Source organism: Oerskovia douganii, from assembly GCF_015142735.1.
GTDB lineage: Bacteria > Actinomycetota > Actinomycetes > Actinomycetales > Cellulomonadaceae > Oerskovia > Oerskovia douganii.
Map to the genome: position 1 here is coordinate 23,790 of NZ_JACSPN010000005.1, position 14,283 is coordinate 38,072.

The 14,283-nt window shown below is 75.6% G+C and carries 10 protein-coding genes; 2 read left to right on the plus strand and 8 right to left on the minus strand.

The annotated features are described in order from the left end of the window. Positions 1 to 105 precede the first annotated feature (105 nt). Positions 106 to 1,635, plus strand: a complete 1,530-nt coding sequence (locus H9623_RS05460) for an MFS transporter (RefSeq protein WP_193719061.1) — start codon at positions 106 to 108, stop codon at positions 1,633 to 1,635. 53 nt (positions 1,636 to 1,688) lie between these two features. Here H9623_RS05460 and H9623_RS05465 read toward each other — a convergent pair whose 3' ends face one another. From H9623_RS05465 to H9623_RS05500, 8 genes are all read right to left on the minus strand, one after another. Next, positions 1,689 to 2,528 carry a sirohydrochlorin chelatase gene (locus H9623_RS05465; protein ID WP_193719062.1) on the minus strand — a complete coding sequence of 280 codons (840 nt, stop codon included), beginning with the start codon at positions 2,526 to 2,528 and terminating at the stop codon, positions 1,689 to 1,691. Further along, the gene (locus H9623_RS05470; RefSeq protein WP_193719183.1) at positions 2,525 to 3,616 is read right to left on the minus strand and encodes a uroporphyrinogen-III synthase; all 1,092 of its coding nucleotides are present in this window, start codon (positions 3,614 to 3,616) and stop codon (positions 2,525 to 2,527) included. The genes H9623_RS05465 and H9623_RS05470 overlap by 4 nt, the downstream gene beginning before the upstream one ends. A gap of 122 nt (positions 3,617 to 3,738) precedes the next feature. Continuing rightward, the gene (gene cobA / locus H9623_RS05475; RefSeq protein WP_193719208.1) at positions 3,739 to 4,560 is read right to left on the minus strand and encodes a uroporphyrinogen-III C-methyltransferase; all 822 of its coding nucleotides are present in this window, start codon (positions 4,558 to 4,560) and stop codon (positions 3,739 to 3,741) included. Then, on the minus strand, positions 4,557 to 5,012 hold the full coding sequence (nirD, locus tag H9623_RS05480) for a nitrite reductase small subunit NirD (protein WP_193719063.1): 456 nt from the start codon (positions 5,010 to 5,012) through the stop codon (positions 4,557 to 4,559). Before nirD ends, cobA begins: the two co-directional genes overlap by 4 nt. Next, a complete protein-coding gene (gene nirB / locus H9623_RS05485; protein ID WP_193719184.1) occupies positions 5,009 to 7,642 on the minus strand; it encodes a nitrite reductase large subunit NirB in 2,634 nt (877 codons plus the stop codon). The genes nirD and nirB overlap by 4 nt, the downstream gene beginning before the upstream one ends. Before the next feature lie 248 nt (positions 7,643 to 7,890). Beyond that, the gene (locus H9623_RS05490) at positions 7,891 to 9,702 is read right to left on the minus strand and encodes an FAD-dependent oxidoreductase (RefSeq protein WP_193719064.1); all 1,812 of its coding nucleotides are present in this window, start codon (positions 9,700 to 9,702) and stop codon (positions 7,891 to 7,893) included. Then, entirely contained in the window at positions 9,699 to 11,960 is a 2,262-nt protein-coding gene (locus H9623_RS05495; protein ID WP_193719065.1) for a molybdopterin oxidoreductase family protein, read from the minus strand. Before H9623_RS05495 ends, H9623_RS05490 begins: the two co-directional genes overlap by 4 nt. A 2-nt stretch (positions 11,961 to 11,962) precedes the next feature. Beyond that, a complete protein-coding gene (locus tag H9623_RS05500) occupies positions 11,963 to 13,429 on the minus strand; it encodes an MFS transporter (RefSeq protein ID WP_193719066.1) in 1,467 nt (488 codons plus the stop codon). A 408-nt stretch (positions 13,430 to 13,837) separates the two neighbouring features. On the opposite strand from H9623_RS05500, the gene H9623_RS05505 reads away from it, so the two are divergent. Then, complete coding sequence (locus H9623_RS05505; RefSeq protein ID WP_193719067.1) at positions 13,838 to 14,212, plus strand: hypothetical protein; 375 nt, start codon at positions 13,838 to 13,840, stop codon at positions 14,210 to 14,212. Positions 14,213 to 14,283 lie beyond the last annotated feature (71 nt).

The window sequence follows — 14,283 nt, forward strand, 5'->3', positions numbered from 1 at the left end:
GCCTTGACCTCGACAATGGTTGAGGTTCGAGACTAGTCGAAGCGCTCGATCGAGCGCACCTGACGCGCAGCCCCCACCGGACCGCGCCCACCCCTGCGAGGAGACATGGAACCACCACGCCCCGAGGCGCCCGAGGCAGAGATCGCCGCCGCGATCGGCGACGCCCACGCGCCCGACTCCTCGCCCGGACCTGCCACGGCGACAGGCACGACCACCGCGACGGCGACGGCCGAGAGGTCGGCCGCGACGCCGGCGGCAGACCCGCAGGCCCCCGCCCGCCCCGCGGTCGGCGCGGGCCTGTCCCCCACGACGCAGCGCACGGTCCTCGTCGGGATGGTGGCCCTGGTCCTGCTCGGCGCGTTCGAGTCGCTCGCGGTCGCGACCGCGATGCACACGGTCGCGACGGCCCTCGACGGCATGGCGCTGTACGCGGTCGCGTTCGCGGGCTCGATCGCCGCGAGCGTCGTGGGCATGGTCGCGGCCGGACGCTGGTGCGACCGGTTCGGCCCGGGTCCGTCGCTGTGGGTGGGCGTGGGCCTGTTCCTCGCGGGGCTCGTGGTGTCCGGCCTGGCGCCGGTCATGGGGGTGTTCGTCGCGGGCCGGGTGGTCCAGGGGCTCGGCACCGGGATGTACATCGTGGCCCTGTACGTCCTGGTCGCGCGCGTCTTCCCCGAGGACCGGCGCCCGTCCGTGTTCGCGGCCTTCGCCGCGGCGTGGGTCGTGCCCTCGCTCGTGGGGCCCGTGATCTCGGGGCTGATCGTCCAGCACGTCGGGTGGCGCTGGGTCTTCCTCGCGGTGCCCGTGCTCGCCGTCCCGGCCGTGCTCATGATGCGCCCGGGGCTGCGGGCCGTCGCGCGCGACCGGGGCGAGGTCGCTCCGGCGGACCGGACCGGGAGCGCGGCCCTCTGGTGGGCCGTGGCCGCAGCCGTCGGGATCGGTCTGCTGCACTTCGCCGGCCAGCAGGAAGGTGCCGCCCTGTGGGTACCGCTCGTCGCCGCCCTGGCCCTGGTGGTGGTCAGCGTGCCTCGCCTGCTCCCGCACGGCACGGCCCGCGTCGCCCGCGGCCTGCCGTCGGTCATCGCGATCCGCGGCCTGATCGCTGCGGCCTTCACCGGGACCGAGGTCCTGCTCCCCCTGCTCCTCCAGTCCGAGCGGGGTCTGTCCCCGACCGAGGCCGGCGGGGTCCTGACGTTCGGAGCGATCGGGTGGTCGGTCGGCGCGTGGCTGCGCGGGAAGGCCCACTGGGGGTGGACGCACGCGCAGTTCGTCCTGATCGGGACGCTGTTCATCGCGGGCGGCATCTCCGGGACGGTGCTCCTCGCCTGGGTCGCCGTGCCTCCGATCGTCGGGATGCTCGCCTGGACCTTCGCGGGACTGGGCATGGGGCTCGTCCACCCGACGCTCTCGGTGCTCACGCTCGCCCTGTCCCCCGAGGACCAGCAGGGCGCGAACAGCTCGGCGCTCCAGGTGTCGGACGCGCTGTCCGCGGCCATCGCGCTCGCCGTGACGGGGTCCATGCTCGTGGTGCTGCGCGAACCGCTCGGGCTCCTGGCCTACGTCGTGTGCTTCGGGGCCATGGTCGCGATCGCGCTGCTCGCGGCGTTCGTCTCGCCGCGGACCCGCGTCCCGGCGTGAGGCCCCGCGTCCCGGCGGTGACGGGCGGCGTGGGCGGACCTGGGCCGCTCGCGTCAGCCGAGCGCCAGCGCCGCGACTCCCTCGGCGTACCGGTCGAGCACGATCGACGTGAGGCGCGGGTCCGGCGCGAGCGGCGCGGTGACGACGTCGGCGCCCGTCCCGAGGAGGCGGTCGTGGAAGAACCCGGGTGCGAGCAGGTAGGCCGCGACGACCACGCGCGGGGCGACGCTCCCCTCCCGGGGGGCCGTCGTCGTGGCGAGGGCCTCACGTGCGGCCGCGACGGCGTCGCGCACCGACGGGGTGGCCATGGCGCCGAACCCGACCGTGACGGGACCGTCGTGGTGCGCGCGCAGGTGCTCGGCGACGGCCTCGACGTCGCGGGCGGCCGCGGCCTTGCTCGACCCGGCGGCGGCCAGGACGACGGCGTCGTGCGGTCGCACGCCGGCCTGCGCCAGGCGGTCGGCGAGGATCTGCGCGAGCCGCGGGTCCGGGCCGAGGGCTCCGGCGGCGACCGCGGGGCCGTGCTGCGGGCCGCGACCCTCGTGGGCCGGGGAGACGGCCTCGGTGATGTCGACGTTCACGTGGAAGCCCGCGGACAGCAGCAGCGGCACCACGACGGCGGCCCCACCCTGCCCCTCGCCCGCGGTGGGCGGCGCGACGGCCTGCGTGACGACGTCGGCCACGGCGGGCTGCTGGACGTCGACGAACGCCTCCCGCACGTCGAGCTCGGGACGCGCTGCCCGGACGTCGTCGAGGATCGCGCGGATCGCGGCCTGCCCGGCCACGTTGTCCGTCCCGTGCGAGCAGCCGACGAGCACGGGTGCGCCCGCACCTCCGGACGGGGCGCTCTCCCCGGTCGCGTCGGAGGGGAACCCCAGGATCTCCGTGCTCATGCCAGCTCCAGTCGATAGCCACGTTTGACGACGGTCTTGACGAGGGTGCGGTCCCCGGCGGCCTCGCGCAGGCGGGCGACCGCGACCTCGGCGGCGTGCGGGTCGCGCGAGTCCCCGGGCAGGGCCGCGAGGACCTGGTCGCGGGTCACGATCTCCCCGGCGCGCGCGGCGAGCAGCCGCAGGACCTCGAGCCCCGTGGGCGACAGCGGGAGGACCCGTCCGTCGAGCACCGCGACGCGCGACCGGATCTGCAGGTTGCCCGCCACGGTCACGAGCGCGAGGGTCTCGGCGTGCTCGTAGTGCCCGACGAGCGTGCGGACCAGCGCCCCGAGCCGGCCGCGGTCCGGCTGGAGCGTCGGGATGCCGCGGTGCGCGAGAGGACGGGCCGTGATGGGACCGACCGCCGCGGCGACCATGGCACCGCTCACGCACCGCGCCACGACGGCGTCCCCGACCCCCTCGGCCTCCGCCGCAGCGAGCCAGGCCTCGGCCCCCGGGGCCGACGTGAAGACGACCGCGTCGATGTCCCCGCCCGCGGCCGCGTGGACCGACGCCCGGAGCGCGGCCTCGTCCGGGGGCGGACCCCAGCGGTACACGACGAGGCTCGCGACGTCGGCCCCCGCCTGCGCGAAGACCACGTCCAGGCCGTCGGCCCCCGCACCGTGGTGCTGGACCGCGATGCGCAGCCCGTCGACCCCTTCACCGAGCAGCACGTCGGCGATCTCGCCCGACGTCTCCGACTCGGCGACCCAGTCGGCCTGGAGCCCTGCGGCCTGGATCGCCCCGCGGGCCTTGGGGCCGCGCGCCACGAGACGGGCCCGGCCCAGGACGGCCAGGAGGTCGTCGGCCAGCCCGTGCGCGTCGGCGGCCTCGATCCAGCCCCGGAAGCCGATGCCCGTGGTCACGACCACGACGTCCGGCGGGCGGGCGACGAGGTCGCGCGTGCCCGCGAGCAGGGCCTCGTCGTCCTCGTTGGGGACCATGCTCAGAGCGGGGGCGTGGCGGATCTCGGCACCCCGGCGGGCCAGCGCGGCGGCCAGCTCGGCCGAGCGGCGGTCGGCCGTGACGAGGACCGTGCAACCGGCCATGACCTGCCCCAGCGCGGGTCGCCGCTCGTCGGCGGGGTCCGCGCCCGACGCGGGGTCCGCGGGCGGCGGGCCCGACGGCGCAGCGCCCGTCCCGACCGTCGGCGCACCCTGGGCCGCAGCCGTCACCGGGCGGGCTCCGGGGCGGGCGCGGGACGGGCCGCCGGTCGCGTCGCCCCCGCCGGGGTGAGCAGGCCCTCCGCGGCGACGTCTCCCACGACGACGACCGCGGGAGCCCGGACGCCGACGTCCGCCGCGCGGCGAGCGAGCGTCCCGAGCGTGGCGCGCGTGACCCGCTGGTGCCGCGTGGAACCGGACTCGACCACGGCGACGGGCGTGGCGACGTCGGCCCCGGCGGTGACCGCCTGGTCCGTGATCTCGTTCAGCATCGACACTCCCATGAGGATCACCAGGGTAGCCGTGCGGTCGCGCACCGCGGCGAGCGCGACCGCGTCCAGGGGATCGTGGCCGTTGACGACGAGGAACGCGCCGACCGTGCCGCGGTGCGTGAGCGGGATGCCCGCGAGCGCCGGGACGGACAGGGCGCTGCTCACCCCGGGGACGACCTCGACGGGTACGCCCGCGGCCCGGCACGCCAGGACCTCCTCGCCGCCGCGGCCGTAGACGAACGGGTCGCCGCCCTTGAGGCGCACGACCCTGCGCCCGCGCAGGGCGTGCTCGACGAGGATCGCGTCGATCTCGTGCTGCGGGACGGGGTGGTGGCCGGGCCTCTTGCCGACGTCGACGACCTCGACGTCCGGGGGAAGGTCGGCGAGGACGTCGACGGGACCCAGGCGGTCGGTCACGACGACGTCGGCGCTCGCGAGCGCTCGCCACGCGCGCAGCGTGAGCAGGTCGGCCGCGCCGGGGCCACCGCCGACGAGGACGACCGAGCCGCCGGGGACGGCGCCGGCGCCGGTCGTGCCGGTGGTGCCGGGGGGCGTCACGGCGCGGGCTCGGTCGCAGGCGCCGGCGAGGTCACCGCGACGTGCACGACGCCGTCGCGCACCTCGACGGGCCACGTCGCCAGGTCGGGGCCCGTCGCGAGCACGGGGAGGAACCCGACCGGGTCGAGGCACCTGCCCGACTCCAGGGCGAAGACCTGCTTGTACATCGGGGACGCGACGGTCGGCACACCGTGCCGGGTCCCGACGATGCCGCGCGACATGACGTTCGCGCCGCTGAACGGGTCGAGCTGCTGGACCGCGAGCACGCGGTCGTCGGTCAGGCGGAAGAGCGCGACCTGCCGTCCTCCGACGAGGGCCGCGGCCCCGCGCTCGGCGGCGAGGTCCTCGACCCGGCAGACGGGCTCCCAGGACGTGCCCGTGTCCGGGACGGTCTCCACCCCCTGCTCGGGACGACCTGCTGCGGCCTCGATCCCCATCGTGCTCGTGCTCATCTCCGCACCTCCAGCGTCGTCCCCGCGACCAGGACCGCACCCGTCGCGGCCCCGTCGCGCTCGGCTGTCGTGGCCGGGCGCGGCTGCCCCCGCTCGGCGACGTAGGCGAGGTCCGGGTCGGCCGTCGTCGGCGCGTTGACGAACGACCCGAACCGCTTGAGCTTCTCGGGGTCCTCCAGGACGGCGCGCCACTCGTCCTCGTACGTGTCGACGTGACGCGCCATCGCGGCGTCGAGGTCCGCGGCGATCCCCAGCGAGTCCTCGAGGACCACGGCACGGATCCCGTCGAGCCCGCCCTCGACCTCGTCGACCCACACCGACGTGCGCTGCAGACGGTCCGCGGTGCGCACGTAGTACAGGAGGAAGCGGTCGATCGTGCGGATCAGGGTCTCGTCGTCCAGGTCCTCGGCGAGGAGCCGCGCGTGCCGGGGCGTGAAGCCGCCGTTGCCGCCCACGTACACGTTCCAGCCCTTGTCGGTCGCGATCACGCCCACGTCCTTGCCGCGCGCCTCGGCGCACTCGCGGGCGCACCCCGAGACGCCGAGCTTGATCTTGTGCGGCGAGCGCAGACCTCGGTACCGCAGCTCGAGGCGCACGGCCATGCCGACCGAGTCCTGCACCCCGAACCGGCACCACGTCGACCCGACGCACGACTTCACGGTCCTCAGCGACTTGCCGTACGCCTGGCCCGACTCGAAGCCGTGCTCGACGAGGCGGCGCCAGATCTGCGGGAGCTGCTCGATCCGCGCACCGAACAGGTCGATCCGCTGGCCGCCCGTGATCTTGGTGTAGAGCCCGAAGTCCTGGGCGACCTGCCCGATCACGAGCAGCCCCTCGGGCGTGATCTCGCCGCCCGGGATGCGTGGCACCACCGAGTACGTGCCGTCCTTCTGCATGTTCGCCATGACGTGGTCGTTGGTGTCCTGGAGCGCGGCCTGCTCGCCCGACAGGATGTGGCCGTTGCCCAGCGAGGCCAGGATCGACGCGACGACCGGCTTGCAGATGTCGCAGCCACGGCCCGGGCCGGCGGCCGGGAGCCCGGCCGGTGCGGCGTCGTCGGGCACGTGCGTGGCCGCTGCCGGGACGCGTCCGAACCGCGCGATGATCTCGCTGAACGTGTGCAGGTCCGCGACGCGGACCGCGTCGAAGAGCTGCGCCCGCGAGAGCTCGAAGTGCTCGCACAGCGCGTTCGAGACCTCGATGCCGGCCTTCTCGAGCTCGGTCGTCGTGATCTTCTTGACCAGCGGGAGGCACGAGCCGCAGCTCGTGCCCGCCTTGGTGCACGACTTGACCGAGGCGACGTCGGTGCACGCGTGCTCGGTCACGGCCGAGCGGATCGTGCCCGCGGTGACGTTGTTGCACGAGCAGACGGTGGCCTCGTCGGGCAGCTCGATCCCCGCCGCACCGCCGCCCGACGACCCCTCGGGCAGGAGGAACGCGCCCGGGTCGCCCGGCAGCTCGCGCCCGACCATGGGACGCAGCGACGCGTACGGCGTCGCGTCGCCCACGAACACGCCGCCCAGGAGGGTCCGCGCGTCGTCGGACAGCACGAGCTTCTTGTAGACGCCCGCGACCGGGTCCGCCCAGACGACCTCCATGGCCCCCTCGGTGCGCGCGAACGCGTCGCCGAAGCTCGCGACGTCCACGCCGCGCAGCTTGAGCCTGGTCGCCGTGTCCGCACCCGGGAACGTCGCCTCGCCGCCGAGCAGGCGGTCGACGACCACCTCGGCCATCGCGTAGCCCGGGGCCACGAGGCCCAGGCAGCGCCCCTCGATGCACGCGACCTCGCCGACCGCCCACACGTGCGGGTCGTCAGTGCGGCACGACAGGTCGACGACCGCCCCACCGCGCTCGCCGACCGGCAGCCCCGCCCCACGGGCCAGCTCGTCCCGCGGCCGGACGCCCGTCGCCATGACGACCACGTCGACGTCGAGCCGCCCGCCGTCCACGAAGTCGAGGCGGCCCACGTGACCCGTCGTCCGCGCGGGACGCATCTCCTTGGTCGCGGTGCTCACGCGCACCGCGATGCCCATGTCGTTGACGAGACGCCCGAGCGCCTGCCCGCCGCCCAGGTCGATCTGCGCGTCCATGAGGTGCGTGCCGAACTGGACGACGGTCGCCTGGGCGCCGAGCGCCGTGAGCGCACCCGCGGCCTCGAGGCCCAGGAGCCCGCCACCGATGACCGCGCCACGCACCGGGCGGTCGTACGACGACCCGGCCCGCTCCTCGCGCTTGGCCTCGACCCAGCCGCGCAGGGCCGCGACGTCGTCGATCGTGCGGTAGACGAACACCCCCGGCAGCTCGTTGCCGGGGATGGGCGGCCGGGCCGCGCTCGACCCCGTCGCGAGCACGAGCTCGTCGTAGTCGTGGACCCGGCCCGACCGGTCGGTGACCTGGCGCGCCTCGCGGTCGATCGAGTCGATCCGGCAGTCACGGACCAGGCGCACGAGCGGGTCGTCCCACAGCGCGGGGTCGCCGAGGTCGAGCTCCCCGGGGTCGCGTGCCGAGAAGTAGGAGGTGAGCGCGACGCGGTCGTACGGGTGGCGGGGTTCCTCGGCGAAGACGGTGACCCGCCACCTGCCGGCGGTGTCACGGGCGCGCAGCGCCTCGACGAGACGCTGGGCGACCATGCCGCCGCCGACGACCACGAGATGGCGGGGAGAGCTCGAAGGTGAGGTCACGGGGGCTCCTGGGGGGGTGCGGTCCGGGTGAGGCGACTGCTGCTCCGGACACTAGGGATGCGGCGTTTCCGCGCCGCACCCGCCCCTTTGCCCCGCCGTAACGTTCTTCTCACGCGGGGCGGGGAGCGGGCGTGAGATCGGGCTCGCGACGCGTGGACGTGGCGCCGTCGGGTGCTGGTCGCCACCGACCCGGTACCTCACCCCTGGACCGAGGCAGGCTCGAGGACGGACGACGACGCGGGCACCGGCTGCTCCGGGTCGGTTGTGCGCAGCCAGTCCGCGAGCCCGCACACGACGTCCTGGCACCCGCCGCACCCCGTGGTGGCGCGGGTCGCGCGCGCGATGTCGGCCGTGCTGCGTGCGCCTTCGCGCCAGCTCGCGACGACGTCCCCCTTGGTCACGCCGTTGCAGCGGCACACCGTGGTCCGGTCGGGCATGTGCGTGGGGTCCGACGCCGGAGCAGCGGCCTGCGCGACGGGTCGCAGCAGGAGGTGGGCCGGGTCGGCGGGCACGGGGATCCGGCGCGTGTAGGTCGCCGTGAGGTCGGCGCCGACCTGCGGCGCGCCGACCACGGTCGCTCCCACGAGGTAGCCGCCCGCGACGACGACCTCGACGTGCCGTCCCGCGTCGGGGTCGGTGAGCCGGAGCGTGCGGTGGCTCGGGTCGTGCGCGCGCCGCGCGCCGCAGACGCCCATCGCGACGACGTCGAGGCCCGCGGCCTTGAGACGCACGACGTCGGTCGGTGCGGCAGGGGGTGGCGGCCGGTCGGTCGGCGCCGTCGCCCGGGGCCGCGTCTCGCGGGGCGCCGGCCCCGGCAGGTCCCCCGCGCTCCGCCCGACGTCGAGCGCGATCCGCAGCGCCATGCTGGGCCGGGCGTCGTCGGTGAGGCGGACGCGCCTCGCGGCCCTCGCGGGGGCCGGTGCGTCGGCATGGCTCGTCGCGTCCGACAGCCTCTCCGCGAGCAGGGCCGCGAGGCGCCGCGACTGGTCCCAGCCCTGCGCGACGAGCCCCGTCCCTCCCTCGGGCGGCTGCGCGCAGTCACCGATCGCGTGCACGTCGGGGTCGTCGGGGCTCGCCAGCCCGTGCCCGACGACGACACCCCGGTCCACCGTCAGGCCGGCGGTCCGGGCGAGGGTCGCCTCGGGTACGGTCCCGCACGCCAGCACCAGCAGGTCGGCCGGGATCTCGTCGCCCTCGCCGGTCAGGTCCGGGGCGCCCGATCCGCCGCCTCCCCGCGCCCCCGGGGCGCCCGCGTCACGGGGCGAGCGTCCGACGTCGGGCACGAGGACGATCCCTGTGGCGACCGCTCCCCGGTCGCCGACCCCGTGCACCACGACCTCGCGCGTGCGGACCCCGGTCCGCACGGTGATCCCGAGGTCGGCGAGCGTGCGCGAGGCGGCGAGGCCCGCGTCGGGACCGAGCTGGCGGTCCATGGGGCTCGCCCCGCCGTGGACCACGGTCACCGCGAGCCCGCGCCGGGCGAGGCCGCACGCGACCTCGAGGCCCAGGACTCCGGCACCGATCACGACCGCACGGCGTGCGTGCGTGGACGCGGCGACGATCTCGCGTGCGTCGTCGAGCGAGCGCAGCGCGTGGACCCCGGCGGGCAGGGTCCCCCCAGGACCCGGGTCGAGCCCCGGCACGTCCGGGACCCGGGCGGCCGAGCCGGTCGCGAGCACCACGGCGTCGTACGGGAACGCGCCGTCGCTCGTGAGGACGGTGCGCGAGCCGCGGTCGATCGCGATCGCCGTGGCGCCCCGGTGGACCTCGGCGCGCTCGTCTCCCGTCGAGGGCAGGGTCAGCGCGCCGACGTCGGCACGCCCTGCGACGACCTCGCTCAGCAGGACGCGGTTGTACGGCTCGTGCACCTCGTCACCGAGCACCGTGACGCGCAGGGGCCGGGCGCGGTGCGTCCCGTCCGGGCCGGCCACCGCCAGGAGGTCGGCCGCGAACCGGGACCCGACCATGCCGTTGCCCACCACGACGACCCGGAACGGCCTGAGCCTCATGCGATCACCTCCGACGCAGGGTCAGGTGCGACGGCGACTGCGCACACCTTGAACTCGGGCATCCCGGAGACCGGGTCGGTCGCGTCGGTCGTGATCCGGTTGACGCTCCCGGCCCCGCTCCAGTGGAACGGCATGAAGACCGTGTCGGGGCGGATCTTGTCGCTCCAGCGCGCGGGTGCACGGACCTCGCCCCGGGCCGACGTGAGCCGCACCGGGTCCCCGTCCTGGATGCCGAGGCGGAAGCCGAGGATCGGGTGCATCTCGACGGACGGTCCGGGCACGCTCCGGTCGAGCTCGGGGACACGTCGCGTCTGTGCGCCCGACTGGTAGTGCTGGAGCACGCGGCCCGTCACGAGGTAGACGGGAGCGTCCGGGCGGACGTCGTCGCTCGGCCCCACGTGGTCGACCGCGACCATGCGCGCGCGCCCGTCGGGGGTGCGGAAGCGGTCGAGGAACAGCCGCGGGGTGCCGGGGTGCGCCTCTCCCCCGGCGGGCGACACCGCCGGCACGGGCCAGAACAGTCCCGGCCCGCCCGCGGCCTCGTCGGCGTCGAGGCGCGCGTGGCTGAGGCCGGAGTAGTCCGCGACGCCACCTGCCGAGGCCCGCGCGAGCTCGTCGAACACCTCGGCGGGGTCGAGCGGGAAGGGCACGGTCGAGCCCAGGCGGCGCGCGAGCTCGGCGAAGACCCACAGCTCGGACCGCACGCCGACAGGCGGCGTCACGGCACGGCGGCGGCGGATCACGCGCCCCTCGAGCGAGGTCATGGTCCCCTCCTCCTCGGCCCACTGCGTCACGGGCAGCACGACGTCGGCACGCAGCGCGGTCTCGGAAGGCACCAGGTCGCACACCACGAGCAGGTCCAAGGCATCGAGACGCTCGGCGACGTACGTCGCGTTCGGCGCGCTGACCAGCACGTTCGAGCCGTGCACGAGCAGCGCCCGCGGCCCGCGCGGCGTCCCGAGCGAACGCAGCAGCTCGACCGCAGGCCTGCCCGGCCCGGGCAGGGACGCGGGGTCCACGCCCCACACCCCGGCGACGTGGGCGCGCGCGGCCGGGTCGCCGATCGTGCGGTAGCCGGGGAGCTGGTCGGCCTTCTGGCCGTGCTCCCGGCCGCCCTGCCCGTTGCCCTGCCCCGTGATCGCGCCGTACCCGGAGCCGGTCCGGCCGGGCAGGCCGAGCGCGAGCGCCAGGTCGATCGCCGCCGTGACCGTCGCGGTCCCCTGGGTCGACTGCTCGACGCCGCGACCCGTCAGGACGTACGCCCCGCGTCCACCGCGTGCGGGCGAGGCCGCCGCGAGCAGCCTCGCGACGCGGCGGAGCTCGTCGGCCGAGATCCCGCACACGGTCTCGGCACGCTCGGGCCACCAGGCCGCGACCGCGCGGCGCACGTCGTCGACCCCGGACACGCGCGCCGCGAGGTACTCCTCGTCGGCGAGGCCCTCGGCCCACACGACGTGCAGGAGCGCGAGGAGCACCACGAGGTCGGTCCCGGGGACGGGCTGGAGGTGGAGGCCCTGGGACGGCGCGCCCGCCGCACCGCCGGCCTCCCCCGCCCCCGTGAGTGCGGCCGTCGCCGTGCGTCGCGGGTCCACGACCACGAGCCCGGCCCGCTCTCGCACGCCCGCGAGGTGCTGGACCGCGGGCGGCATGGTCTCGGCCAGGTTCGAGCCGAGCAGCAGCACCGCGTCGGCCCCCGCGAGGTCGGCGAGCGGGAACGGGAGCCCGCGGTCGGCGCCGAACGCGCGGTTGGCGCCCGCCGCGGCGCTCGCCATGCAGAAGCGCCCGTTGTAGTCGATGTTCGCGGTCCGCAGGACCGTCCGTGCGAGCTTGCCCAGCGCGTACGCCTTCTCGTTCGTGAGCCCCCCGCCCCCGAAGACCGCGACCGCGTCGCGCCCCGACTCCGCCTGGATCGCCGTGATGCCGCGGACGACCCTCCCGAGCGCCTCGTCCCACGTCGCGGGCCGCAGCTCGCCACGCGTCACGGCCCCCGCCGCGTCGACCGCCCGGTCCCGCACGAGCGGCACCGTGAGCCGGTCGCTCGCGCCGAGCAGGCTCGCGCTGGTCCAGCCCTTCTGGCACAGCCCGCCCTTGTTGGTGGGGAACTCGCGCGGTGCGACGACCACGCGGGGCGAGGCTCCGCCGTCGGGCACCTCCGGGGGCGCGGGCGTGAGCGACATGCCGCACTGCAGCGCGCAGTAGGGGCAGTGCGTGTCCGCACCGCTGCCCGACGGCGCCGCCCGCCCGGGACGAGCGACCATGCTCAGATCCTGGCCGCGGCCATGGGCGCGCCCCGCCGCTGGTACACGGCCCACGTCACCACGGCCATGACGGCGTAGACACCGATGAAGATCCACAGGGCCGGGACGAGCGACCCGGCGAGGTCGTTGGAGATCGCGAAGCCGCGCGGGATGAGGAAGCCGCCGAACGCCCCGACGGCCCCCGCGATGCCGATGCAGCCGGCGGCCGCCTTGCGGACCCGGGTGCGGTGGGCCGCGCGCTCGTCGTCGGGCAGGGCCGCGGCGGCGAGCTCGCCCGAGGCCGAGAAGACCGCGGGGATCATCCGGTAGGTCGCGCCGTTGCCGATGCCCGTCGCGACGAACAGCAGCAGGAACGACCCGAAGAACACCCCGAAGCTGTGCGACTCCAGCGCCTGGATCGCACCGAACGCCCCGACCGCCATGACGCCGAACGCCGCGATGGTCACGCGGGCCCCGCCCACCCTGTCGGCGATCGTCCCGCCGAGCGGCCGGGACACCGAGCCCACGAGCGCGCCGAGGAACGCGATCGAGAGCGTGACCTCGGGGAACTGGTTCCTGAGCAGCGTCGGGAACGCACCCGAGTACCCGATGAACGACCCGAACGTCCCGATGTAGAGGAACGAGATGATCCACGTGTGCCGGTTGCGGGTCGCCGCGGCGAACGAGCGGACGTCGGCCGTGGCGTGCGACAGGTTGTCCATGTACCGCCACGCGAGGAACGCCGCCAGCAGGATGAACGGGACCATCATGAGCCCCGCCCGTTCGAGCGCGATGCCCGCGCCCGCGACGATCACGAGCGGCACCGCGAGCTGGACCGCGGCCGTCCCGAGGTTGCCGCCCGCGGCGTTGAGGCCCAGCGCCCGGCCCTTCTCCTTCTCGGGGTAGAAGAACGAGATGTTGGCCATCGAGGACGCGAAGTTCCCGCCGCCGACCCCCGCGAGCGCCGCGACGAGCAGCATCACGCCGAACGGCGTCCCGGGGTTCTGCACGACGACGGCGAGCGCGACCGTGGGCACCAGGAGCAGGAGCGCCGACACGGCGGTCCAGTTGCGGCCACCGAACAGCGGGACCGCGAAGGTGTACGGGATGCGCAGGGTCGCGCCCACGAGGCTGGGGACGGCGATGAGCCAGAACTGCTGGTCCACGGTGAAGGTGAACCCTGCCGCGCCGAGCTGCGGGACGACGATCGACCACAGGGCCCAGACCGCGAACCCGAGGAACTCGGCGAGGACCGAGATCCACAGGTTGCGGGTGGCGACCTGGTGTCCGCCGTCGCGCCAGAACGTGGGGTCCTCGGGGTCCCAGTGGTCGATCCAGCGCCCGCGACGGTGCGGGGCGCTCCGGGGCGCGGGGTCCGCGGCGGTACCGGGCCGTCCGACCGTGCCCGACGGCGCAGTGGCCGTCGGGAGCGCGGGGGCGGGCTGGTCGGTCGTGGTCGTGACCTGCGGGGGACCTGCGGGGACGGACATGGCGCCTCCTGGGTGGGGACCGGGCACGGCGAGCGGTGCTCGACCGATACCCGCGACCGTAGGAAGCGCGTGTTTCTCCCGGGCACGGCGCCCGTTTCCCGTCCGTAAGGCTTTGCGCACACCGTGCGCCGGCGGGCTGTGAGCGACGGCCTCGCGGGACGGTCGGCAGCAGGCGTGCCGAGCGGTCACTGTCGGCCCCCGAGAGAGGCCCGTCACGTCCGGACCGGGTGGAATCGCACCGAGACCCCGCCGCCCGGCGTTTCATCCTCCCTGGTGCTCCTGGTCCCGGTCTAGACTCGCGCCAGCCTCTTCGACGGTTGCCGGACTGGGTGGACTCCGGCCGCTGCACGACTGGGCGAACCACCGGGCCGACCGTCCAGTGGTTGAGATCGAGAGAAGGGTCCACGCATGCCGCGACAGAGCAGCGCAGCATCCGGAGCGCTCAACCCCCTGCGCGCCCTCGCCGCACTCGTCCGTCTGGCAGGCACGGCAGGAGCCGGCCCACGAGGCGAGGCCGCCGACCAGAGCGCGGCCTTGTGCCGCGTGTGCGCCTGGTACCTCGACGAGCCGGGATGGACGCTCGACGGCCCCACGCACACGATCTGCGACTGCTGCGGGGCCGAGAGCGGGATCGACGACACGACCCCCGAGCGCATCGTCTCCTACCGCCGGAACTGGACCGACGGCGGGCACGTCTGGTTCGACCCGTCGCGCCGCCCGGAGGGGTGGTCGTACGACCGCATGCCCTTCGACGCGGAACGTTGGAGCACGGCTCGCCGCTGAGCGCCGGGCCCGGCCGGAGGGTCGACGAGCCCGGCGGAGGGGGGGGGGGGGGGGGGGGGGGGGGGGGGGGG

Excerpts from the sequence above, each read along its gene's own strand:
- H9623_RS05460 (WP_193719061.1), top strand. The coding sequence starts at position 106 with ATGGAACCACCACGCCCCGAGGCGCCCGAGGCAGAGATCGCCGCCGCG.
- H9623_RS05465 (WP_193719062.1), bottom strand. The coding sequence starts at position 2,528 with ATGAGCACGGAGATCCTGGGGTTCCCCTCCGACGCGACCGGGGAGAGC.
- H9623_RS05470 (WP_193719183.1), bottom strand. The coding sequence starts at position 3,616 with ATGGCCGGTTGCACGGTCCTCGTCACGGCCGACCGCCGCTCGGCCGAG.
- nirD (WP_193719063.1), bottom strand. The coding sequence starts at position 5,012 with ATGAGCACGAGCACGATGGGGATCGAGGCCGCAGCAGGTCGTCCCGAG.
- nirB (WP_193719184.1), bottom strand. The coding sequence starts at position 7,642 with ATGGTCGCCCAGCGTCTCGTCGAGGCGCTGCGCGCCCGTGACACCGCC.
- H9623_RS05490 (WP_193719064.1), bottom strand. The coding sequence starts at position 9,702 with ATGAGGCTCAGGCCGTTCCGGGTCGTCGTGGTGGGCAACGGCATGGTC.
- H9623_RS05495 (WP_193719065.1), bottom strand. The coding sequence starts at position 11,960 with ATGGTCGCTCGTCCCGGGCGGGCGGCGCCGTCGGGCAGCGGTGCGGAC.
- H9623_RS05500 (WP_193719066.1), bottom strand. The coding sequence starts at position 13,429 with ATGTCCGTCCCCGCAGGTCCCCCGCAGGTCACGACCACGACCGACCAG.
- H9623_RS05505 (WP_193719067.1), top strand. The coding sequence starts at position 13,838 with ATGCCGCGACAGAGCAGCGCAGCATCCGGAGCGCTCAACCCCCTGCGC.